The organism is Arthrobacter halodurans, from assembly GCF_041877255.1.
Taxonomy (GTDB): domain Bacteria; phylum Actinomycetota; class Actinomycetes; order Actinomycetales; family Micrococcaceae; genus Arthrobacter_N; species Arthrobacter_N halodurans.
On the sequence record NZ_JBHDLJ010000007.1, the window covers coordinates 144,028 to 165,358 of the forward strand.

A 21,331-nucleotide genomic window follows, 5' to 3' on the forward strand; every position below is an offset into this window, starting at 1 on the left:
CCGGGCGGGCCCCCGGAACAGGCAGAACAGGACCCATGAAGAAGCTTCCCCTCGCCCTCGCCGCCGCGCTCGCCGTCGGCGCCGCCCTGTCCGGCTGCTCGGCCGCGGACTCCGCATCCCCGACCGACGACCACGCCGGCCACGCGACGACCCCCGCCCCGCCCGCGGCCTCGGCGGCCGCCTCCGGCCCCGCCGCCGAGGCCGCGACCCACAACGCGGCGGACGCCATGTTCGCGCAGATGATGATCCCGCACCACGAGCAGGCCGTCGAGATGAGCGACATCCTGCTCGCGAAATCGGACATCGACGCGCCCGTCGTCGAGTTGGCCGAGAGGATCAAGGCGGCCCAGTCCCCCGAGATCGCGAGGATGACGGCGTGGCTCCGGGCGTGGGGCGAGCCGACGGAGGCCGGCGATGGGCACGGCATGGCCGGCATGATGACGGAGGCGGACCTGGCCGCGCTGGCCGAGGCGGAGGGTCCGGAAGCCGTGGCCCTCTTCCTCACGCAGATGGTGGCGCACCACGACGGCGCCGTCGAGATGGCCCGCACCGAGATCGAGCGGGGCCGGGACGCCGACGCCGTCGCACTGGCCCGGGACATCGTCGCCGCCCAGGAGGCCGAGATCACCGAGATGCGCGAGCTCCTCGTCAACCCCTAGGAGCACCCCTACAGCGGGGTCACGTAGGCGCCGGCGATGCCGCCGTCGACCAGGAACTGGCTGGCGGTGATGAAGGACGAATCGTCGGAGGCCAGGAACGCCACCGCCGCGGCGAGCTCGTCCGGCTCGGCGAAGCGACCCAGCGGGACATGCACGAGGCGGCGCGCGGCGCGCTCCGGGTCCTTGGCGAAGAGTTCCCGCAGGAGCGGGGTGTTCACCGGCCCCGGGCACAGCGCGTTGACGCGGATGCCCTGCCGCGCGAACTCGACGCCGAGCTCCCGGCTCATCGAGAGCACGCCGCCCTTGGAGGCGGAGTAGGAGATCTGCGACGTGGCGGCGCCCATCAGGGCCACGAACGACGCCGTGTTGATGATCGAGCCCCTGCCCTGCTCCTGCATGTACGGGATGACGTGCTTGCAGCAATAGTAGACGCTGGTCAGGTTCACCTCCTGCACCCTCCGCCACGCGTCGATTCCGGTTTCGAGGATGGACGCGTCGTCGGCCGGGGAGATGCCGGCGTTGTTGAAGGCGATGTCGACGGCGCCGTACTCCGCCTTGGTCGCGGCGAAGACGTTCCTGACGTCCTCCTCGTTGGTGACGTCCGTGCGGACGAACATGCCGCCGACCGACTCGGCGGCCCGCTGGCCGGCCTCTGCCGGGCAGATGTCGGCGATGACGACCCGCGCGCCCTCGTGGGCCAGGCGGCGGGCGGTGGCGAGGCCGATTCCCGACGCGCCGCCCGTGATGACGGCGCTCCGTCCGGCAAGGCGGTTGGTGACGAGGCCGTTGTAGGGCGCCGGGGCGGCCGCGGCGTCGGTGTCGTGCGGGCTTCCCGCGGTCTCGTGGCTCATGGGGTTCTCCTTCGGGGCAGGCTGGGGCGTGGGGCGGTGCGGGGCGGACCGGTCGGGGCCACTCGTGGCCGGCCGGGCTATTCGGGCTAGTCGGGCTAGTCGGCGGAGATGAACACGTTCTTCACCTCGCTGAACGCGTGCAGCGCGTCCGGCCCGAGCTCGCGGCCCAGCCCGGACTGCTTGAAACCGCCGAACGGCGTGGAGTAGCGCACCGAGGAATGGGAGTTCACGGACAGGTTGCCGGCCTCGACGCCGTGCGAGACGCGCAGCGCGCGCCCGATGTCGCGGGTCCAGATGGACCCGGAGAGTCCGAAGTCGGAGTCGTTGGCGATGCGGACGGCGTCCGCCTCGTCGTCGAACGGGACCACGCACACCACCGGGCCGAAGATCTCCTCGCGCAGCACGCGGGCCCGCGGATCCGTCGGCGTGAGGACGGTGGGCGGGAACCAGTTGCCTCGGCCCGTCGGCGCCGTGCCTTGGAAGGCGACGCCGGCGCCCGTCCCGCCCGCCGCTTCGTCCACGAACGCGGCGACGCGCTCCCGCTGGCCCGCGGAGATGAGCGGACCCATGTCCGTGGCCTCGTCGGACGGGTCGCCGACGGTGACGGCGGCGACGGCGGGTTCGAGCAGTTCCATGAACCGGTCGTACGCGCCGCGCTCGACGAGGATGCGCGACCGCGCGCAGCAGTCCTGGCCGGCGTTGTCGAAGACGCCGCCGGGCGCGCTCGCGGCGGCCCGCTCCAGGTCCGCGTCGGCGAACACGATGTTGGCGCTCTTGCCGCCGAGTTCGAGGGTAAGCCGCTTGACCTGGTCCGCACAGCCGGCCATGATCCGCTTGCCGACGCCGGTGGAGCCCGTGAACACGACCTTCCGGACCGCCGGGTGGGTCACGAAGCGCTCCCCCACCACCGAGCCCTTGCCGGGGACGACGGTGAAGACGCCGTCGGGCAGGCCGGCCTCGCGCGCCAGCTCACCGAGCCGGATCGCGGTCAGGGGGGTGAGTTCCGCGGGCTTGAGGACCACGGTGTTCCCCGCGGCGAGCGCGGGGGCGAAGCCCCAGGCGGCGATCGGCATCGGGAAGTTCCAGGGAACGATCACCCCGACGACGCCGAGCGGCTCGTGCACGGTCACGTTGAGCCCGCCCGCCACCGGAATCTGTTGCCCCAGATGCCGCTCGGGGGCCGCCGAGTAGTAGGTCAGGACGTCGCGGACGTTGCCGGCCTCCCAGCGCGCGTTGCCGATGGTGTGCCCCGCGTTCGCGACCTCCAGCGCGGCCAGGTTCTCCAGGTCCGCGTCGACGGCGGCCGCGAAGCGGCGCAGCAGCAGCGCGCGGTCGGCGGGGGCGACCGCCCGCCAGCGGCCGAACGCGGCCGCGGCGGCCTCGATCGCGCGGTCGGCCTCGGCGACGCCGGCCATGCCGACCTCGCGGATGGCCTCCCCGGTCGCGGGATTCAGGACGGTGTGGGTGCTCATGCGTGGGTCACCTCGCGGTTGGTGTGGTGGTTCAGGGCGGCCTCGATGAAGCCGTGGAACAGCCGGGCGTCGCCCGGGTTCTCCTCCGGGTGGAACTGCACGCCGAGCACCCAGCCGGGAGCGGCGGTGGGCTCGACGGCCTCGATGGTGCCGTCCGCGGCGCGCGCGGTGACGCGCAGCCCGTCGGCCAGCCGGTCGATCGACTGGTGGTGGTAGCAGGGCGCGGTCGCCGCGGGACCCAGCAGGTCCGCCGCGAGGCTGCCGGCGACGGTCGTGAAATCCACGGTCCCGTATTCGCCCGGCGAGGGCTGGTACCGCGCCTCGGGGAGGATGTCCGGCACGTGCTGGTGCAGCGAGCCGCCCAGCGCCACGTTGAGCACCTGCGCGCCCCGGCAGATCGCGAACAGGGGCACACCCGCCTCCAGGGCGGCCCGCGTCAGCGCGATGTCGTGGTCGTCGCGCTCGGGCTGGGCCCGGGTGAGCCGGTGGGGCTCCGCCCCGTAGCCGGCCGGGTCCACGTCCACGCCGCCGATGACGATCAGACCGTCCAGCACGTCCACCACCGACGGGTCGGTCCCCACCGGCGGCAGCAGCAGCGGCGTGCCGCCCGCCGCGACGACGCCGGTCATGTACTTCCCGGGGACGATCGCGGCCTTGTTGTTCCACACGCCCCAGGCCGCGTCCTGCCAGTAGGTGGTCAACCCGATCCGGGGCCGGTACGCGGCCCGCGCCTGCGCCGGCATCAGTGGCGCTCGAATCCGCGGCGCACTTCCCAGTCGGTCACCGCGGCGTCGTACTGCTCGATCTCGACGTCGGCGTAGCGCGTGTAGTGCTCGACGACCTCGTCCCCGAAGACCTCGCGGGCGATCGCCGAGTTCGTGAACAGCTCGCGCGCCTCCGCCATGGTGTGCGGGACGTGCTCGGCGTCCGAGTCGTACGCGTTGCCCTCCATGATCGGCGGCAGCTCCAGCCGGTTCTCGATGCCGTAGAGCCCGCCGGCGAGCATCGCCGCGAGCGCGAGGTACGGATTGGCGTCAGCTCCCGGCAGGCGGTTCTCCATGCGCGCCGACGGCCCCTCGCCGACCAGCCGCACGGAGCAGCTGCGGTTGTCCAGGCCCCAGGCGACCGCCGTGGGCGCGAACGACCCCTTCGCGAACCGCTTGTACGAGTTGATGTTCGGCGCGTAGAAGAGCGTGAACTCGCGCATGGTCGCCAGCACGCCGGCGATGAAGTGGTCGTACGCGGCCGTGCGCTCCCCCTTGTCCTTGTCCCAGAACACCAGTGAGCCGTCGAGCCCGCGCAGCGACATGTGGATGTGGCAGGAGGAGCCCTCGCGCTGGTTCGGCTTGGCCATGAACGTGACGGACTGGCCCCGCTGGGAGGCCATCTGCTTGGCGGAGAGCTTGTAGAAGGTGTGGTTGTCCGCCGTGGTGATGACGTCGTCGTACTTGAACGCGATCTCGTGCTGGCCGAAGTTGCACTCGCCCTTGGCGGACTCGACGATCATCCCGGCCTCGTACATGGTGTTGCGGATGTCGCGCAGCAGGGGCTCGACGCGCATCGAGCCCAGCACCGAGTAGTCCACGTTGTAGAGGTTGGCCGGCGTGAGGTCCAGGTAGTGCCCGCGCTGGGCGTCCTCGTAGCTCGTGTTGTAGACCATGAACTCCAGCTCGGTGCCGGCGAGCGCGCGCAGCCCGCTGCGCCCCGCCTTCTCCTGCTGCGCGCGCAGCAGGCTGCGCGGGGACATGGGGACGCGGCCGCCGGAGGTGTAGTTCAGGTCCGACTGGATCATGACCGTCTTCTCGAGGTACGGCACCCGCCGGATGGTGTCCAGGTCGAGGTCGAACACCATGTCCCCGTAGCCGGTGTCCCAGCTGGAGAGCGCGTAGCCCTCCACGGTGTTCATCTCGGTGTCGACGGCGAGCAGGTAGTTGCAGGCCTCCGTGCCGTGGTCCAGCACGGAGTCCAGGAAGAACCCCCCGTGGATCACCTTGCCCTGCAGGCGCCCCTGCATGTCGGTGAAGGCCAGGATGATGCTGTCGATCTCGCCGGAGCGGATGCCGGACCTCAGCTGCTCGACGCCGAGCATGCGGTCGCTGCGGGGATGGGAAGTCATGGGTGTCTTCTTTCCGTGGTGGTTCGTGGCGGTTGCGGGGTGCGCGCGGGGCCTACTTCAGGGTCCGCTCCGAGTCCTCCAGCAGGGCGAACTCCTCCTCGGGGGCGCTGGCCACGAGGTGGTGGCGGCTGTAGAACCAGAAGTACGCGATCGCGACAAGGAACACCGCGGCCGTGATGCCGGCGGCCACGTGGTCCAGGACGAACGTGGCGACCAGTGCGACGACGGCCAGCACCAGCGCGATGCCGGTCGTGACGACGCCGCCGGGGGTGCGGTAGCCGCGCTCCAGGTTCGGCTCCTTGATGCGCAGCATGATGTGGCTGAGGTTCAGCAGGACGTAGGAGAGCGTGGCGCCGAAGACGGCGATGTTGATCAGCAGGCCGCCGTTGCCGGTGGCCGCGGCAAGGATGAAGCCCAGGGTTCCGGGCACCACCAGCGCCACCCAGGGGGTGTGCCGGGAGGACGTCACCGAGAGAAACCGCGGCAGGTAGCCCGCGCGGGACAGCGCGAAGAGCTGGCGGGAGTACGCGTAGACGATCGAGAAGAAGCTCGCCACCAGGCCGGCGAGTCCGGCGTAGTTGACGATGTCCGCGATCAGCGAGCCCTCGCCGTGCACGGCGCGCAGGGCCTCGGGCAGCGGCGAGTCGGATTCGCCCATGGCGGCGGCGCCGGCCGTGCCGGGGACCAGGATCAGCATCAGTGCGCCGAAGACCAGCAGGATCATCATGGCGACGATGATGCCGCGGGGCATGTCCCGCTTGGGGTCCTCGGTCTCCTCCGCGGCCAGCGGCACGCCCTCGACCGCAAGGAAGAACCAGATGCCGAACACCAGGGCCGCCAGCACGCCGGGGATGCCGAAGGGCAGGAACGCGCTGGAGCCGGCCGAACCGTCGGGGACGATGTCGAAGAGCTTGGCCGCGTCGAAGTGCGGCGCGAGTCCGACGACCGTGATGGCGAGCGCGACGACGGCGATCGCCGTGATGCCGAACATGATCTTCAGCGCCTCGCCGACGCCCCACAGGTGGATGCCGATGAACACGACGTAGGTGGCCAGGTAGACGGGCCAGGAGTTCGTCAGCCCGAAGAGTCCCAGCGCCTCGATGTAGCCGCCGATGAACGTCGCGATCGCGGCGGGCGCCACGGCGTACTCGATGAGGACCGCCATGCCGGTGGCGAACCCGCCCAACGGGCCCAGGGCGCGGCGCGCGAACCCGTAGCCCGCGCCCGCCGTCGGCAGCGTCGAGGACATCTCGGCGAGGCCGAAGACCATGCACGTGTACATGATCCCCATCAGCACGAACGCGATCAGCAGTCCCCCCCATCCCCCGACCGCGAGCCCGAGGTTCCATCCGGAGAAGTCGCCCGAGATCACGTAGGCGACGCCCAGCCCGGCGAGCAGGATCCAGCCCGCCGCCCCGCTCTGGAGCTTGCGGTGCTTGAGGTAGTCCTTGTCCACCGCGCTGTAGTCGATGTGGGATTTGCGTGCCATGTCCGCCTCGCTGATCGAAGGGGTGGTGCGGGAGATGGTGCGGGGGTGGGGATTCCAATGGATCGTTTTTAGTCCATTGAGACTGCGTACAGTGTGAACCGGATCACCAACACGCGTCAAGGCTTGTCCGGGAGGAAAACCGCCGGCCGGCCGTCGATGCCCGGACGGTCGCCGCGGGACAGGCGAGCCCGACGTCCCGCCTCGCGCGCCGCCCCACGCGACGCCGCGCCGGTTCCCGGCCCCGGCCGGGACCCGCGGCGGCCACATGGTCCTGTGGCAGACCAATGGACGCGCGGCGTGGCATGCTGGAACCATGAGCGAGCAACGCGCTTCCGCGGGACCGAAGACTGCGGACGACCCGCGCTACCGGCTCCTCGGCTCCGCGCACCGGGGCAACGCCTTCGAGGAGACCGTGGAGCACCTGCTCCGCGGGATCAAGCTCGGCGTCTTCACCCCGGCCGAGCGCCTCCCGGCCGAGCGCGAGCTCGCGGAGCTGCTCGGCGTCTCGCGGGCCACGCTGCGCGAGGCGCTCGCCGAGCTGCAGAAGGCCGGCTACATCAGGATCCAGCGCGGCCGCTACGGCGGGGCCTTCGTCTGCGACGGCCTGCCGAGCGGCGGCGCCGCGCTCGAGGCCGCGGACGTCGCCCGGGTGGAGGACGTCCTGACGTTCCGCGCCGTCGTCGAACCGGCCGCCGCCGCGCTGGCCGCCGCCGCCCCGCTGGCGGCGGCCCAGCGCACGGCGCTGCTGGCCTCCCTCCGGGCCGTGGCGACCGCCGACCCTTCCCAGTACCGGCCGCTCGACGCCCGCCTGCACGTGGCGATCGCCGAGCTGACCGATTCCCCCTCGCTGGTCTCCGCCGTCGCCGAGGCCCGCGCCGCGACCAGCGACCTGCTGGACCGGATTCCGTTCCTCGCGATGAACATCAGCCATTCGGACGCCCAGCACGAGGCGATCGTGCGGGCGATCCTGGGCGGCGAGCCCGAGCGGGCCCGGGTGCTGATGTCCGAGCACCTGGACGGGACGGCCGCGCTGCTGCGCGGGTTCCTGGCGGACGCGGCGGGCCCCGCGGGCCGTGAGAGGATGCCGGGATGAGCACCCGCCTGCTGTTCCTGGCCGACACCCACGTCCCGAAGCGCGCCCGCGGGCTGCGGCCCGAGCTCTGGGACGCCATCGAGGCCGCCGACGTCGTCTTCCACGCCGGGGACTGGGTCGACGCGGCCCTGCTCGACGAGCTCGAACGCCGTTCCGCGCGGCTGATCGGGGTCTACGGCAACAACGACGGCCCCGAACTGCGGGCGCGGCTGCCGGAGGTCGCGCGGACGGAGATCGAGGGGATCCGCTTCGCCATGATCCACGAGACCGGCGCGGCGGCGGGCCGCGGCAAGCGCTGCCAGGAGGATTTCCCCGACGCCGACGTGCTGGTCTTCGGGCACAGCCACATCCCATGGGACACCACCGGCGACGCCGGCCTGCGGCTCCTCAACCCCGGCTCCCCCACCGACCGCAGGCGCCAGCCCGTGTGCACCTACCTGACGGCCGTCGCCGACGCCGGCCGGCTGCGCGACGTGGAGCTGGTCCCGCTCCCGACGCGCGCCTAGCCGACGGGCTTCCCCGCCGGTCCGACGCGGCACTTCGCGCCGCACCACCCCGGAGCCGGAATTCGCCGATACCCGAAAAATGTGCTTACATCGTAAGTAATCTCCTTCACGTCTTTTACCGCGTGGGGGAGTTCGCATCGTTGGGGATTATTGAGAGGAAACAGCACCATGGGAATCATTGGTTGGATCGTTCTTGGCCTCATCGCGGGCGCCATCGCCAAGGCCATTTTGCCGGGCCGCCAGGGCGGCGGCTGGATCGCCACCCTCGTTCTGGGTGTCATCGGCGCCGTGCTCGGCGGCTTCATCGGCTCCGCGATCTTCGGCATCGGCCTGGAAGAGTTCTGGTCGATCCAGACCTGGCTCGTCGCCATCGCCGGTTCCATTCTGGCCCTCGTCATCTGGGGCTTCATCACCAAGAACCGCAAGTAGCGCTTCGCGCCCCTAGGCTGGGCGCGCGGAAAAGACAACGCCGGTGGCCGGTCCCGAACGGGGGCACGACCGCCGGCGTTTTCCGTGCCCGGCGCCAATCCGGTTGAGACTCGCGGGGCGGGGCGCTAGCGTCGCAGGCATGAAGATCACGGGCGCGCTCCTCACGGAATCCGGCGCATCGCGCCCCTACGCGGACTCGCGGCCGCTGCGGATCGTCGACCTCGAGCTGGACGGTCCCGGGCCGGGCGAGGTGCTGATCCGGGTCGAGGCCGCCGGCCTCTGCCACTCGGACCTCTCCGTCGTGGACGGGAACCGCCCCCGGCCGCTCCCGATGCTGCTGGGCCACGAGGCCGCGGGCATCGTGGAGGCCGTCGGTCCCGGCGTCGGTGACCTGGCGCCCGGGCAGCGCGTCGTGACGGTGTTCCTCCCACGCTGCGGGGACTGCGCCGCCTGCCGCACCGACGGCAAGCTCCCCTGCGCGCCCGGCAGCGAGGCCAACGGCGCCGGCGCGCTGCTCGGCGGCCACCGGCGGCTGAGCGCGAACGGCCGCCCCGTGAACCACCACCTGGGGGTCTCGGCCTTCGCCACGCACGCCGTGCTGAACCGCAGGTCGGTGGTCCCGGTCGACGCCGACGTCCCCGCGCAGGTCGCCGCGCTGCTCGGATGCGCCGTGCTGACCGGCGGCGGGGCCGTCCTCAACGCCGGGCGCCCGCGCGAGGGGCAGTCCATCATGGTCGTCGGGCTCGGCGGCGTCGGCATGGCGGCGCTGCTGACGGCGCTGTCCGTGACCGCGGGCTGGACGGGCGGCGGGACGGTGGTCGGCGTCGACGCGAACCCGGACAAGCTGGAGAGGGCCCGGGAACTCGGCGCCAGCGCCGCGCACACGCCCGGGGAGGTCGCGTCGCTGGGCCTGAAGGCCGACGTCGTCGTGGAGGCGGCGGGGCATCCGCGCGCGTTCGAGACCGCCGTGGCCGCGACGGCGCCCGGCGGGACCACCGTCACCGTGGGGCTGCCCGCGCCCGGGGCGATGTCCTCGATCGAGCCGCTGGGGCTCACCGCGGAGGCCCGCACGATCGTCGGGTCCTATCTGGGCTCCGCGGTGCCCGACCGCGACATCCCGGTCTATGCGCGCATGTGGCGCGAGGGGCGCCTGCCCGTGGAGAAGCTGACGTCCTCGACCATCGCCCTGGGGGACCTCAACCGCGCCCTGGACGAGCTCGCGGACGGGCGCGCCGTCCGCCAGGTCGTCCTCTTCGGCGCCGGCCCCGGCTCCTAGCGGACCGCCGCCGTGGGCGGCGAGTACCTCCACGCCGTGGCGTAGCCGGTCCGCGTCCCGGTGACGCGCACCCGGAGGGCGTCGCGGCGGTCGGCGGACACCAGCCGGTAGGTCTTCGCCGTGGCCCCGCCGATCGCCCGCCCGGAGCGGTACCACTGGTACCGCAGCGTGGTCCCGGGCGTCCAGGCACCGTGGTCGGCGGTGAGCCGGTGGCCCACGCGCGGGATCCCCGCGACGGTCGGCACCGAGGCGGCCAGGGTCCCCCGCGAGACGGTCGGCGTCGCCGCGGACCGCCGCGCGAGCGTCGCGTACCCCGTCTTGGTTCCGGTTACCCGCACGGCGAGGCTCTTGCCGGCGTCGTACCCGGAGACAGGGTGGGTCCGCGCCGTCGCCCCGGGCAGCGCCGTCGAGCCGCGGTACCACTGGTAGCGCAGCGTCGTCCCGGCCGTCCAGGTCCCGGGGTTCGCCGTGAGGCGGTACCCGACCTTCGCGGTGCCGGCGACCGTCGGCGCCGGGCCGCGCAGCACGCCGCGCGCGAGCGCCGCGGTCGGCGCGGACCGCACCCAGCGCGTCGCGTAGCCCGTCTTGGTGCCGGTCACCCGGACGGACATCCAGCGGCCGGCGTCGAGTCCGGTGGTCTTGTGGGTCCGCGCCGTCGCCCCGCGGATGGCCGTCGCGCCGCGGTACCACTGGTAGCGCAGCGCTGTCCCGGCCGTCCACGTCCCGGGGTTCGCTGTCAGCGTGTGCCCGACCCGCTGCACGCCGGCGAGGGCGGGCCGCGGCGCGGACAGCGTCCCCGCCGCCACCAAGGCGGGGCGGGAGGCGCTGGACGAGGGGAGGTAGCCCGTCCGCGCACCGGCCACGGTGACGGAGAGGGACGTGCCGGCGTCGGCGGGCACGGGCCGGTAGGCGGCCGACGCCGCCCCGGGGATCTCTGCGTCGTCGCGGTACCACTGGTAGGAGAAGCCCTGCTGCGCGGCGGGGCGCCAGTCCCCCGAGTCCGCCGTCACGGTCCGGCCCACGGCCACCGTCCCGCGGATCACCGGGCTCCCGGGCGACAGCGGCTGCGTGCCGCGCGGGGGCGGGGCGCCGGTCCCGGTGCCGTGGCGCAGGGCGGCGCCGGCGTCGACGAGTCCGGCGCCGCATCCCGGCGCGCACGGGGCGGACAGCGGGCGGGCCGTGAGCTTGAGCCGCGCCTCGACCTGCGCCGGGGTCAGCGCGGGCTCCGCGGCGAAGAGCAGCGCGGCCGCCCCAGCGACGAACGGCGCGGCCATCGAGGTGCCCTCCCCGAAGGAGTAGCCCTCCGGGCCCGGCCGCGCGGAGCCGAGGTTCATGGTGGACGCGATGCCGCTGTAGTCGCCCGTGGCGAAGTCGCCGCCGGGGGCCGTGACGTCGACCGCCGCCCCGTAGTTGGAGTACCCGGCCCGGGCGCCCTCGCGGCCGCTGGCGGCCACGGCGATCACGCCCCGGCAGTTGGCCGGGGTGGACCCCTTGGCGTCCCGGTCCTCGTTGCCCGCCGCGACCACGACGGCGGCGCCCGCGCCCACCGCCGTGTCGATCGCCGCCTGCGTGGTGGCGTCGCACGCGCCGTCGCCGCCGAGCGAGAGGTTGACGACGCGCGCCGGGGTCGGGTTCGCCGGAGCCCCGGGCACGGTGCCGCCCGCGGCCCAGACGATGGAGTCCGCGATGTCCGACGCGTAGCCGCCGCAGGCGCCGAGCGCGCGGACCGGCAGGATCTTCGCATTCGGCGCGACGCCCGCGACGCCGGTGCCGTTGCCCGCGCGCGCGGCGATGATCCCGGCGACGTGCGTCCCGTGCCACGAGGAGGCCTGCGCCGGAATGCCGTAGCCGCACTCGTGTGTCCGGTACCAGTCCCCCTCGTCGCGGGCGTCGGAGTCCCGGGCGCCGCCGTCGCGGGCGATGGCGGCGTCGGAGACCATGTCGTAGCCGGGCAGGACGTTGGCGTCGAGGTCGCTGTGCGCGGTGATCCCGGTGTCGACCACGGCCACCACCACGCCCCGGCCGCGCGCCGGGTCCCCGGCGGGGGTCCCCGCGGCCGCGTTCGCCCAGGCCTCGGGGACCTGGAGACCGGAAAGCTCGTCGAACAGGCCCCACTGCAGGGCGTAGTACTCGTCGTTCGGCGCCGCGGCGGCGTGGCGCAGCATCCGGTCCGGTTCGGCGTATTCGACGGCGGGGTTCGCCTCGAGTTCCGCGGCGAACGCCCCGGCGGCGGCGGCATCCAGCGGACGGCCCGTGCCGACCACCCGCGCGCCGGTCGCGGTGGAGCGCAGCTCCCGGACGGAGACGCCGAGCTCCCGCGCGGTGCGCCCGTAGGCGGTCTGGCGCCCGGCGGGGCCCAGGACGGCGCGGTCCCTGAACTTGACGATGAACCGGTCCGTGGCCGGCTCCGGCGTGGGGTCCCCCGCCGACGGACCGCGCCGCTCCACGGCCGGCCGGGCGTCCCGGGCGTCGTTGCGGAAGGCGGCGGGGGCGTCGTTGCGGGCGGCGGCGGGGGCGTCGTTGCGGGCCGCGGCCTGGGGCCGGTCGGCCGCGGCCGGGGCCGCGAGGGGCACCGCCCAGGGCACCGCCAGCACGGCGGCGAGGGTCAGGGAGGCGACGGCTGCGGAGAGGCGCGGGCTGGGGTTCATGGTCGGCATCCTGCGAACGGCGTGTCCGGACCGTCGGTCCGGCGCGCAATCAGTGGGATGTATCCACGTACCCCCCCTCGACATCCTAGTCAGGGCGGGGTCGCGTTGGATAGGGCGGCCGCGCGGCGCGCCGAAGGCTGTTCGGCGCGGCATCCGCGGGCACGGCCGGGGGCCGATCTAGAGTGTCTCCATTCCATCCGAAACTTCTGGGAGGTTCCATGAAATCGTTCGCCTGCGGAGACGTCGTTCCCGGCTGCGAGGCCCGCTGGGTGTGCAGCACCGAGGACGAGGTCCTGTTCGAGGTGGCCGCGCACGCCGCGTCCGCCCACGGCCTGACCGAGGTGTCGCCCGACCTCGTCCGGTCCGTCCGCTCCGCGATCGTCGCGGTGGGCTGACCGCCGTGCCCCTGGCGTCCCCGGCCCTCCCCGCGGGCGCCGCCGGCCCGGACTGGGAGGGCATGCTCGCGGCCGCGTGCCGCGGGGAGGGCGTCGCCAGCGTCTACCAGCCGATCGTCGACACGGCGCGCGGCATCGTCGTCGGCTACGAGGCGCTGGCGCGTTTTCCCGGTTTCCCGGAGCCGAATCCCGAGCGGTGGTTCGCCGCGGCGCGCGCCGCGGGCCGCGCCGCGGAGCTCGAGTCCGTGGTGCTGCGCACGGCGCTCGCCGCCCGGTCCACGCTGCCCGCCAACTGCTTCCTCACGCTGAACGTCTCCCCGGACCTGCTCCCGACGGACGAGATCCGCGCGGTGTGGCGCGACGCCGGGGCGCTCGGCGGGCTGGTCGTGGAACTGACGGAGCAGGCACCCATCGAGTCCTACGTGGCGCTGGAACCTGACCTGGCGCAGCTGCGCGGCGCGGGCGCGCTCATCGCGGTGGACGACGCCGGGGCGGGGTACGCCGGGCTCCGGCACCTGCTGGCCCTGCGCCCTTCCATGATCAAGATCGACCGCGCCCTGGTGCGCGACGTCGACCACGACGAGGCAAAGCGGGCCCTGATCGAGATGCTGGGGACCTTCGCCAGCCGCGTGGACGCGTGGCTGCTGGCCGAGGGCGTGGAACGCGTCGAGGAACTCGACACCCTCGCCGCCCTCGGGGTCCCCCTGGTCCAGGGGTACTGCCTGGCCCGGCCGGCCCCGCCATGGGCCGGGATCGACCCCGACGTCGCCGCGCGCCTCCTCTCGCGGCGCGTCCCGGATCGCCACCGCACGGTCCGGGACGTCCTCGAGATCGTCGCGACCGCGGGCAGCGTCTCCGCGGCCGCCGAGGCCTTCCGGGAAGACCCCTCGCTGCGCTGCGTGGTCCTGCTCGGGGAGCACCACCGCCCGCTCGCCGCCCTCGGGGCCGGCGCGTCGCGGCTCGGCGTCGTCGAACCCGGCCTGCGCGCCAACCTGTCCACGCCGCTGGCGGAGGCCCTGGCCCGGTCCATGACCCGGGACGCCCCGAGCCGGTTTGAGCCCCTGCTGGTCACGGACAACGCGGGGCGGTTCGTCGGGATCGCGCGTCTCGAACGCATGATCCATGCCCTCGCGGCCGACGCCGGCGCGGCCGACGCGGGCGGGCGACGGTAGGCCCGCGCGCGCGGGCCTCCCGTCCCGCGCGACGCGGGGTCTTGCGGCCGGCCGCGTCCCGGGGAAGAGTGGAACGGACAGACGCGGACCCACGGACGGAGACCACATGGACGAGAACAGCGGCGACCCCCGGGATGTCCCCGACCTGATCGAGCTGCACGCCCTGCAGGACGCCACGGCGTGGGACGCTGCCGACCGCCGGCTCGGCAAGGTCGGACAGGTCTACGTCGACGGCGCCGGCCACCCGCAGTGGGTCTCCATCCCGCTCGGCCTGTTCGGGACGCGGGAGCACGTTGTGCCCCTGCACGGCGCCCGGCTCGGCGAGGGCGAGTACGCGCAGGACCTGCACGTCTCCTTCGCCTTCGACGACATCAAGCACGCCCCCGACGTCGACCACCGCACGCAGCTGAGCCCCGAGGACGAGGCGCGGCTGCTCGAGCACTACGGGCTCTGAGCGGCGCCCGGACGGCTACAGGTACCCGCGGTAGTCCCCCCAGGCCAGCCGCAGCCCGCGGCGCGGATCGGACTCGATCCGATCCTCCCCGTCGAAGATGCGCACGCGGCGCGTCAGCTCGTCGTACCGGGGCCAGTCCGCGCCGGGGTCGCCGTCGCGGGCGAACGCCAACAGCGCGCCCTGGTAGCGGGCGCTGAGCGCCGCGGCGTCCTCGCGTGCCCCGAGCATCGTGAACAAGCGCCCCGAATCCCGGTCCAACGCCCCGAAGATCGCCGGCACGTCCGTGCCGTGCGTCGCCCCGAGCCCCGCGAGCCTCAGCAGGGGCGTCTCGAAGTCGTAGCGGTAGGACCAGACGGGTGCGTGGCGCGAGTGCGCCTCGGTGACCTGCACGGTGGGGTGCCAGAAGATGCCGTCGCCCACCATGTCGATCACGGCGTCGCGCCGCGGGAACCGGGGGTAGGCCGCGAGGATCCGCTCGAGCGCCGCGGGCTCGGACCGCCCGATGGCCGCCGTGATGCGGGCCGGCGTCGTGGGCAGGGCGTTGAGGTAGCGGAAGAGCGCGGCCTCGCGGCTCGCCGTGCCCAGCACCAGCGGGAGGGGTTGCGCCGCCCCGGTGTCGAACGCGTCGATGACGTGCATCGGGAGGAAGTCGCCGTCGACCACCGGGGAGGACGGCATCGGGTCGCGGTCCGCCGCGCGGCCCAGGAACGGGGAGAGCCGGTCCATCGCCGCGACCAGGTCCCGCCACGGCAGCGTCGTCAGCGCGGCCGCGGCGTCGCGTTCCTCGACGCCGAGGGCGCGCACGAACGACCGCGCCCACGCGTCGTGGCGCTCCTTCGCGTAGACCGACGCCGGGGCGGGGCTGAGGGCGAAGCCGCGGTGGAACAGCCCCTTCGCCGCGGGCACGGCCATCAGGGTCAGCACGGACGTCCCGCCCGCCGACTGGCCCAGCAGCGTCACGTTGCCGGGATCCCCGCCGAACGCGGCGATGTTGTCCCGGACCCACTCCAGCGCCGCGACCTGGTCGCGGAGTCCGAGGTTGGACTCGAACGGGTGGGCGGCGTCCGCGTAGCGCGTCAGGTCCAGGAAGCCGAGCGCGCCCACGCGGTAGTTCAGCGACACGTAGACGACGTCCCCGGCCGCGACGAGGTGCTCGCCGCCATAGACCGGGCCGGCCGAGGAGCCGATGAGGAACGCCCCGCCGTAGATGCAGACGACGACGGGCAGCGGTTCGTCCGGCGGATCCGCGGGCGCGCTCACGTTGACGGTCAGGCAGTCCTCGCTGACGGGGTGGCGCCCCGCGCCAAGGTTCCGCGAGCGGACCACCTGCGGCGGCGCGTCGCCGAACCGGTCGGCCGCCCGTACGCGGGTCCACGGCCGCGGCGGCCGGGGCGCGCGGAAGCGCAGCGGCCCGACCGGGGCCGCGGCATAGGGGATCCCGCGCCAGGTGCGCACGCCGTTCGCGACGATGCCGCGCACGGGCCCGGCGCCCGTCGGGACGGTCAGGTCGTCGCCGGGCGCCGCGGGTATGCTCATGCGTCGATCATGGCACACCCCGGCCTCACCCGGACGCGGGCGAGTCCCGGCTCAGCGTCCAGATGTTGGTCCCGTCCCGGCGCTCGAACCGCAGCGTGGTCACGAGCGCGCGGATCAGCGCCAGCCCGCGGCCCGACTCGGGGGCGTTTTCCCCGGTGTCCGGCTCTCCCGCGCCGTGCGCGGGGTCCCGCCCCGGGTCGCCTCCCGCCAGCGCGGCCGGGTCCAGGTCCGGGACAACGGCGCCGTACTCGCAGATCCGCGCCTCGAGGCTCCGGCGCGTCACGGTGGCCTCCACCCCGATCTCCAGCACGGCCCCGGACGCGGCGACCGCGTGCCGCACCGCGTTGGAGGCGGCCTCGACGACGGCGGTCTCGAACGCCATGCGGTCCAGCGCGGGCACGAAGTCCGCCACCTCCCACAGCCTCTCGAGCTGCCCGTGGACGGCGTCGACCGCCTCGGGGGTCGCCGGCAGGCGCACCGCGCTGCTCGCCAGGACGTCAGTCACCGGAGAACGCCCCCGCCACCGACGGGTGCGGCGTGAGCACCCGGTCCATGCCCGTCAGCTGGAGCACCATCAGCACCTGCGCGGGCACGCAGGCGATGCGCAGGTCGCCCCCGGCCTGCCGGGCCAGCTTCAGGCAGCCGATCAGGGCGCCCAGCCCGGAGGAGTCCATGAACTCCGTGTCGGCCAGGTTCACGACGATGCGCGTGTTACCGGCCGCGACGGTGTCCGCGACGACCTCGCGCAGGCGCGGGGCCGCGACCATGTTCAGCCGCCCGGTGCCCGCCACCTCCGTGTAGCCCTCCGCGGCCTCAACGTTGAACTGCATGTTCCGTGTTCCTCTCTTCGGGGACGTATCCGCCGTAGCGGACCGCTTTGACAAGCACTCCGAGCACCATCAGGTCGTAGGCGACCCAGGCGACGTTGACCAGTGTCCCGATCGGCTCGTTGAGTCCGACGGCCAGGCGCACCGCGCCGAGGACCAGGGCCACGGCCAGCAGCACCATGGCCGTCAGCTGCGGCCGGATCAGGCTCCACGCCGGGCCGCCGTCCTGGCGCTCCTTCGGCGTGACCGCGAAGCCCAGCGGGCGGCCGAACCAGACGTTGCGCGCCGCCGTCGTGCAGGCCCTGATCCAGGTCGGGAACAGCGCCAGGTTGTATTGCTGCCCCCGCCAGGTGGGCACGCCGCGCGCCACGACCAGGAACAGCAGCTGGTTGACCACCATGAACGGGATGAAGCGGATGAAGAACTCGGCGCTGAGGCTGTCCACCGGCAGGATCCCGAGCGTCAGGTACACCACCGGCGCGGCCAGGTAGACGACCGCCGCGAAACCGCTCAGGTAGCTCCACATGGTGGCGAAGTACATGAGCCGCTGGCCCCACTTGAGGCCCGTCACGCCCAACGGGTTCTCCCGGAGCAGCACCTGGACGGTGCCCTGCGCCCAACGCAGCCGCTGCGTGAGCATGGTCTGGAGGTCCTCCGGGGCCAGGCCGACGGCGAGCACCTCGTGGTGGTAGACGCTGCGCCACCCCATCGAGTGCAGGCGCATGGCGGTGGCCATGTCCTCGGTGACGGAGATGGTCGCCAGCGGCATGATGGGCTGCGCCTCCCCGGTCCGCTCGACGGAAAGGGCGTCCAGGAGCGCCTGCACGGACTCCAGCGCGGCCAGCGGGGACCAGTCGCGGGCGGACATGAGGCCGACGATCTCGTCGATGTCCCCGGGCAGGACCCGCGCGTCTGCCGCCGCGTCCGCCGGCCCGCCCGCGAGCCCGGTGAGCCGCTCCAGCTCCGCGATCTCCGCCAGATCCGCGCCCAGCGCCGACAGGTCGGCCCCGACGAGCCGCCGGACGGCGGCGTCGACGTGGCGCCGCACGCGGTAGGTGACCTCGTCGAGCGACGCACCGCCGTCGATGTCCGCCCGGGCCTGCGCCGTGGCGCGCTCGACCGAGTCCAGCGCCTGCGCGACCGCGGGGTCCTGGGCCTGCGGCGAGCGCCGCGCCTTGCGGAGCACCTTCCCGGAGGCCTTGAGCGCCTGCCCGACCGAGCGCTCCAGCTCGCGCACGTAGCCCCGCAGGCCCAGCTGCATGAGGGCCTCGCGGCGCAGCACGGCGTTGGAGCCGCAGAAGAACGCGGCGTTCCAGCCGTCCTTGCCCTGCTGGATGGGCCCGTAGAACAGCGGGGCCTGGCTGCCGAGCGGGTCGTCGGCGGGGACGTTGACGAAGTGCTGGGGGGTCTGCACCAGCGCCACGCGGCGTTCGTTGAAGTAGCCCAGCGTCCGGTCGAGGATGTCCGGCGACGGGATCTGGTCCGCGTCCAGGATCAGCAGGAACTCGCCCTCGGTGACCATGAGCGCGTTGTTGAGGTTGCCGGCCTTGGCGTGCCGGGGCATGTCCTTCCAGTCCTCGCTGCGCGTCAGGTAGCCGAGCCCGTGCTCGGCGGCGCGCTCGCGCAGCTCCGGGCGGGCGCCGTCGTCCAGGATCCACGTGGTGTGCGGGTGGCGGATCCGCTGCGCAGCCAGGGCGGTCTCCATGACCAGGTCCAGCGGCTCGTTGTAGGTGGTGACGAAGACGTCCACGGTGGCGCCCGGCGCCGGCGCGGGCGGTTCGCCGCGGCTCCGCAGCTTCCACACCGTGAGCCCGAACAGGCCGACGTCGATCAGGCTGTACGTTTCGGCGAGCACCAGCGGCACCGCGATCCACCAGGCGGACCAGTTCAGCGACTCCAGCCAGCGCCAGGCCACGTAATTGGTGCCCAGGATGACGGTGAGCACCACCAGCAGTCGGGTCAGGAAGCCACGCACGGGACCCCCCGGCGGCCGGACCGTGCCCCACCCGCTCCCGGTGCATCGGTCGCGGACGGATCGGGCAGCGGCCAGCGCACCGTCACGGTCGCGCCTCCATCGGGGGCGTCCCCGATTTCCAGGGCGCCGCCGTGGGCCGCGGCGATGCGCGCGCACGTCGCCAGCCCCAGTCCGGTGCCCGGCGGGTCGCCGGCCCGACCCAGCCGCACCAGCGGCTCGACGACGCGGCCGCGGTCCGCCGGGGGGATGCCCGGGCCGTTGTCCGCGACCTCGAGGAACGCGTGGGTCGCCGTCGTGCCGCCAGAGACCGCGACCACCGGAACGGTGCCGGGGACGCGGTAGGCCACCGCGTTGCAGACCAGGTTCTGGAGCAGCGCGCGCAGCTGGCCGGCGTCGCCCGGGACGGCCGCGTCCGCGCACTCCACGATCGCACCGGAGGTGGCGAGCAGCGCCGCCAGGTCCTCGCTGACCTCGCCGACGAGCCGCGAGAGCCGGACCTCGCTGTTCCGCAGGGCGCCGCCGACCGTGGAGTAGTCCAACACGTCGTCGATCATCCGCAGCATCCGCCGCCCCGAGGCGCCGGCGATCCGGAGGTAGCCCGGCGCCGCGGCGTCCCCGGCGGCGGACGCATCCTCGCCGAGCTCCACGTAGCCCAGCACCGAGGTCAGCGCCGTGCGCAGGTCGTGGCTGACCCGCCCGGCGAATTCGGCGAGCCGGCCATTGCTGGTGCGGATCTCCTGGAGCGCCGTCTCCAGCTGCCGGGTGCGCAGCTGCAGGTCCAGGACGTCCACGACGTGCTCGGCGATGCCCTCCAGCACCCGCCGCTGGGCGGCGTCGAGCGCGCCGGTCTCCTCGGAGAACACGCACAGGGAGCCGAGCGCCACGCCCCCGGGCGCGAGGAGCGGCACGGAGGCGTAGAAGCGGATCGCGGCGAGCTCGCCGGTCACGTGCGGATTCGCCGCGAAACGGGCGTCGGCCGACGCGTCGGGGACCACCGTGGCGTCCGGCGCCCGGAACACGTGGGCGCACATCGAGTCCTCGCGGGAACAGACCGAGGCGTCGACGCCGTGGGCGGCGACCTGGTGCTGCTCGTCGACCGTGATGATGTTCAGCACGGCGATCGGTGTCCCGCAGGCCGCGGCCGCCGTCGCGGTCAACGAGCGCAGCTGCTCCAGCGACCCCACGTCCGACGTCGCGTCGGCTCCGGCCCGGTCGCCTGCCCCGGTTGCCCCCGCGGAACCGGCGGACCCGTGGGGCAGGCCGTAGGCCGCAAGGACCTCCTGGCGCAGCGCCTCGTCGCGGGCGCTCACGCCGCCGCCTCCAGCCGAAGGGCCGGAAGGCGCCGGACGACGACGGCCGTCACGTCGTCCTCGACCGCGCCCGCGCGGCCGAGCTCCACCAGGGCGTCCGCCGCGTCCTGGGCGTTGCCGGCCGCGGCCACCACGCGGGCCGCGGCGTCCAGCGCCTCACCGAGCGTGGCGAACGCGTCCAGCAGCCCGTCGCTGACGATCGCGAGGCGGTCGCCGGGGGCGACGGCGATCTCATCGGCGCTCCAGCCCCCGCCGCCCCACGCGCCGACGGGCGGGCCGCCCCCCGGAAGGCGGCGGTACGTGCCGTCGGCGGAGACGTGCAGGGCCAGCCCGTGCCCGGCGTCGACGTAGCCGAGCGTGTGGCGCAGCGGGTCCAGGCGCGCGTGGAACATGGTGACGAAGCTTCCGGAGGCCTCGAGGTCCGAGGCAAGGATGCGGCCGGCGGAGGCGAAGGCCTGGCCGAGCGACTCGATGCCGGAGCAGGAGCGCAGGGTGGCCCGGGCCGTGGCCGCGACGAGCGCGGCACCCATCCCCTTGCCCATGGCGTCGGCGACGGTCAGGTTGAGCCGGTCGCCCGTGGGGTACCAGTCGTAGAAGTCCCCGCCCACGTTGCGGCAGGGCTGGAAGGCACCGCCGACGTCGTAGCCGGGCAGGTGGACCGCGGCGCGCGGCAGGAGGCTGCGCTGGACCTCCTCGGCCCGCTTGAGCTCGTCCTCGTCGGTGCGCGCGGCCGCGGGGGCGCGGCGCGGCCGCCGGAACAGCGCGGCGATCCGGGCCCGGAGTTCGCGCGGGCTGAACGGCTTGCTGATGTAGTCGTCCGCGCCGGTCTCCAGTCCGGTGAGCTTGTCCGTCTCCGTGACGCGGGCCGTCAGCATGATGATGTAGGCGTCGGAGAAGCGGCGCAGTTCGCTGCAGACCTCGACGCCGTCGAGGTCCGGCAGGTTCAGGTCCAGCGTCACCAGCTCCGGCGAGAGGGCGCGGGCGAGCTCGATGCCCGCGAGGCCCGTGCTCGCCTCGGTGACGGCGAAGCCCTCCATGCCCAGCAGCTGGACGAGCAGGCCGCGGATGTCGTCGTCGTCCTCGACGACCAGTGCGATGCGCGGCAAGGGGTCCGTCGGCATGT

20 protein-coding genes are annotated in these 21,331 nt (G+C 73.8%); 8 read left to right on the plus strand and 12 right to left on the minus strand.

Translation table 11 applies throughout. The features are described 5' to 3' along the window. The first annotated feature begins 35 nt into the window (after window positions 1-35). Window positions 36-659: a DUF305 domain-containing protein gene (locus tag ACETWP_RS10490; RefSeq protein ID WP_373972185.1), complete on the plus strand. Its 624-nt coding sequence runs from the start codon at window positions 36-38 to the stop codon at window positions 657-659. An 8-nt stretch (window positions 660-667) separates the two neighbouring features. Here ACETWP_RS10490 and ACETWP_RS10495 read toward each other — a convergent pair whose 3' ends face one another. From ACETWP_RS10495 to eat, 5 genes are all read right to left on the minus strand, one after another. Continuing rightward, window positions 668-1,510, minus strand: coding sequence for a 3-oxoacyl-ACP reductase (locus ACETWP_RS10495; protein ID WP_373972186.1), 843 nt, complete (start codon window positions 1,508-1,510; stop codon window positions 668-670). A gap of 95 nt (window positions 1,511-1,605) precedes the next feature. Further along, window positions 1,606-2,982, minus strand: coding sequence for an aldehyde dehydrogenase family protein (locus ACETWP_RS10500; protein ID WP_373972187.1), 1,377 nt, complete (start codon window positions 2,980-2,982; stop codon window positions 1,606-1,608). Beyond that, on the minus strand, window positions 2,979-3,725 hold the full coding sequence (locus ACETWP_RS10505) for a gamma-glutamyl-gamma-aminobutyrate hydrolase family protein (RefSeq protein ID WP_373972188.1): 747 nt from the start codon (window positions 3,723-3,725) through the stop codon (window positions 2,979-2,981). Before ACETWP_RS10505 ends, ACETWP_RS10500 begins: the two co-directional genes overlap by 4 nt. After that, window positions 3,725-5,098 (minus strand): glutamine synthetase family protein, encoded by a 1,374-nt coding sequence (locus ACETWP_RS10510; RefSeq protein WP_373972189.1) that lies wholly within the window; start codon window positions 5,096-5,098, stop codon window positions 3,725-3,727. The genes ACETWP_RS10505 and ACETWP_RS10510 overlap by 1 nt, the downstream gene beginning before the upstream one ends. 52 nt (window positions 5,099-5,150) lie before the next feature. Further along, window positions 5,151-6,587, minus strand: coding sequence for an ethanolamine permease (gene eat, locus ACETWP_RS10515; protein WP_373972190.1), 1,437 nt, complete (start codon window positions 6,585-6,587; stop codon window positions 5,151-5,153). Between the two features lie 313 nt (window positions 6,588-6,900). Between eat and ACETWP_RS10520 the strand changes: the two genes are divergently transcribed. The 4 genes from ACETWP_RS10520 to ACETWP_RS10535 all read left to right on the plus strand — a co-directional run bounded on the left by ACETWP_RS10520 (window position 6,901) and on the right by ACETWP_RS10535 (window position 9,891). Further along, window positions 6,901-7,680: a FadR/GntR family transcriptional regulator gene (locus tag ACETWP_RS10520; RefSeq protein WP_373972191.1), complete on the plus strand. Its 780-nt coding sequence runs from the start codon at window positions 6,901-6,903 to the stop codon at window positions 7,678-7,680. Beyond that, window positions 7,677-8,186, plus strand: coding sequence for a metallophosphoesterase family protein (locus ACETWP_RS10525; RefSeq protein WP_373972192.1), 510 nt, complete (start codon window positions 7,677-7,679; stop codon window positions 8,184-8,186). The genes ACETWP_RS10520 and ACETWP_RS10525 overlap by 4 nt, the downstream gene beginning before the upstream one ends. A 168-nt stretch (window positions 8,187-8,354) precedes the next feature. Continuing rightward, window positions 8,355-8,615, plus strand: coding sequence for a GlsB/YeaQ/YmgE family stress response membrane protein (locus ACETWP_RS10530; protein ID WP_373972193.1), 261 nt, complete (start codon window positions 8,355-8,357; stop codon window positions 8,613-8,615). A gap of 139 nt (window positions 8,616-8,754) precedes the next feature. Then, complete coding sequence (locus ACETWP_RS10535) at window positions 8,755-9,891, plus strand: alcohol dehydrogenase catalytic domain-containing protein (protein WP_373972194.1); 1,137 nt, start codon at window positions 8,755-8,757, stop codon at window positions 9,889-9,891. Here ACETWP_RS10535 and ACETWP_RS10540 read toward each other — a convergent pair. After that, window positions 9,888-12,539 (minus strand): S8 family serine peptidase, encoded by a 2,652-nt coding sequence (locus tag ACETWP_RS10540; RefSeq protein ID WP_373972195.1) that lies wholly within the window; start codon window positions 12,537-12,539, stop codon window positions 9,888-9,890. The genes ACETWP_RS10535 and ACETWP_RS10540 overlap by 4 nt on opposite strands. Before the next feature lie 218 nt (window positions 12,540-12,757). Here ACETWP_RS10540 and ACETWP_RS10545 point away from each other — a divergent pair, with 218 nt between their 5' ends. From ACETWP_RS10545 to ACETWP_RS10555, 3 genes are all read left to right on the plus strand, one after another. Next, entirely contained in the window at window positions 12,758-12,934 is a 177-nt protein-coding gene (locus ACETWP_RS10545; RefSeq protein WP_373972196.1) for a DUF1059 domain-containing protein, read from the plus strand. 5 nt (window positions 12,935-12,939) lie between these two features. After that, the gene (locus ACETWP_RS10550) at window positions 12,940-14,106 is read left to right on the plus strand and encodes an EAL domain-containing protein (RefSeq protein ID WP_373972197.1); all 1,167 of its coding nucleotides are present in this window, start codon (window positions 12,940-12,942) and stop codon (window positions 14,104-14,106) included. 106 nt (window positions 14,107-14,212) lie between these two features. Further along, window positions 14,213-14,560 (plus strand): PRC-barrel domain-containing protein, encoded by a 348-nt coding sequence (locus ACETWP_RS10555; protein ID WP_373972198.1) that lies wholly within the window; start codon window positions 14,213-14,215, stop codon window positions 14,558-14,560. Window positions 14,561-14,575: 15 nt separating this feature from the next. Here ACETWP_RS10555 and ACETWP_RS10560 read toward each other — a convergent pair whose 3' ends face one another. The 6 genes from ACETWP_RS10560 to ACETWP_RS10585 are packed head-to-tail and all read right to left on the minus strand — an operon-like array spanning window position 14,576 to window position 21,329. After that, window positions 14,576-16,096: a carboxylesterase/lipase family protein gene (locus ACETWP_RS10560; RefSeq protein ID WP_373972199.1), complete on the minus strand. Its 1,521-nt coding sequence runs from the start codon at window positions 16,094-16,096 to the stop codon at window positions 14,576-14,578. Between the two features lie 25 nt (window positions 16,097-16,121). Further along, window positions 16,122-16,601, minus strand: coding sequence for an ATP-binding protein (locus tag ACETWP_RS10565; protein WP_373972200.1), 480 nt, complete (start codon window positions 16,599-16,601; stop codon window positions 16,122-16,124). Next, entirely contained in the window at window positions 16,594-16,926 is a 333-nt protein-coding gene (locus ACETWP_RS10570) for an STAS domain-containing protein (protein ID WP_373972201.1), read from the minus strand. Before ACETWP_RS10570 ends, ACETWP_RS10565 begins: the two co-directional genes overlap by 8 nt. Next, window positions 16,910-18,898 (minus strand): glycosyltransferase family 2 protein, encoded by a 1,989-nt coding sequence (locus ACETWP_RS10575; protein ID WP_373972202.1) that lies wholly within the window; start codon window positions 18,896-18,898, stop codon window positions 16,910-16,912. The genes ACETWP_RS10570 and ACETWP_RS10575 overlap by 17 nt, the downstream gene beginning before the upstream one ends. Continuing rightward, window positions 18,883-20,208 (minus strand): GAF domain-containing sensor histidine kinase, encoded by a 1,326-nt coding sequence (locus tag ACETWP_RS10580; RefSeq protein ID WP_373972203.1) that lies wholly within the window; start codon window positions 20,206-20,208, stop codon window positions 18,883-18,885. Before ACETWP_RS10580 ends, ACETWP_RS10575 begins: the two co-directional genes overlap by 16 nt. Beyond that, window positions 20,205-21,329: a SpoIIE family protein phosphatase gene (locus tag ACETWP_RS10585; protein WP_373972204.1), complete on the minus strand. Its 1,125-nt coding sequence runs from the start codon at window positions 21,327-21,329 to the stop codon at window positions 20,205-20,207. The genes ACETWP_RS10580 and ACETWP_RS10585 overlap by 4 nt, the downstream gene beginning before the upstream one ends. Window positions 21,330-21,331: the final 2 nt, after the last annotated feature.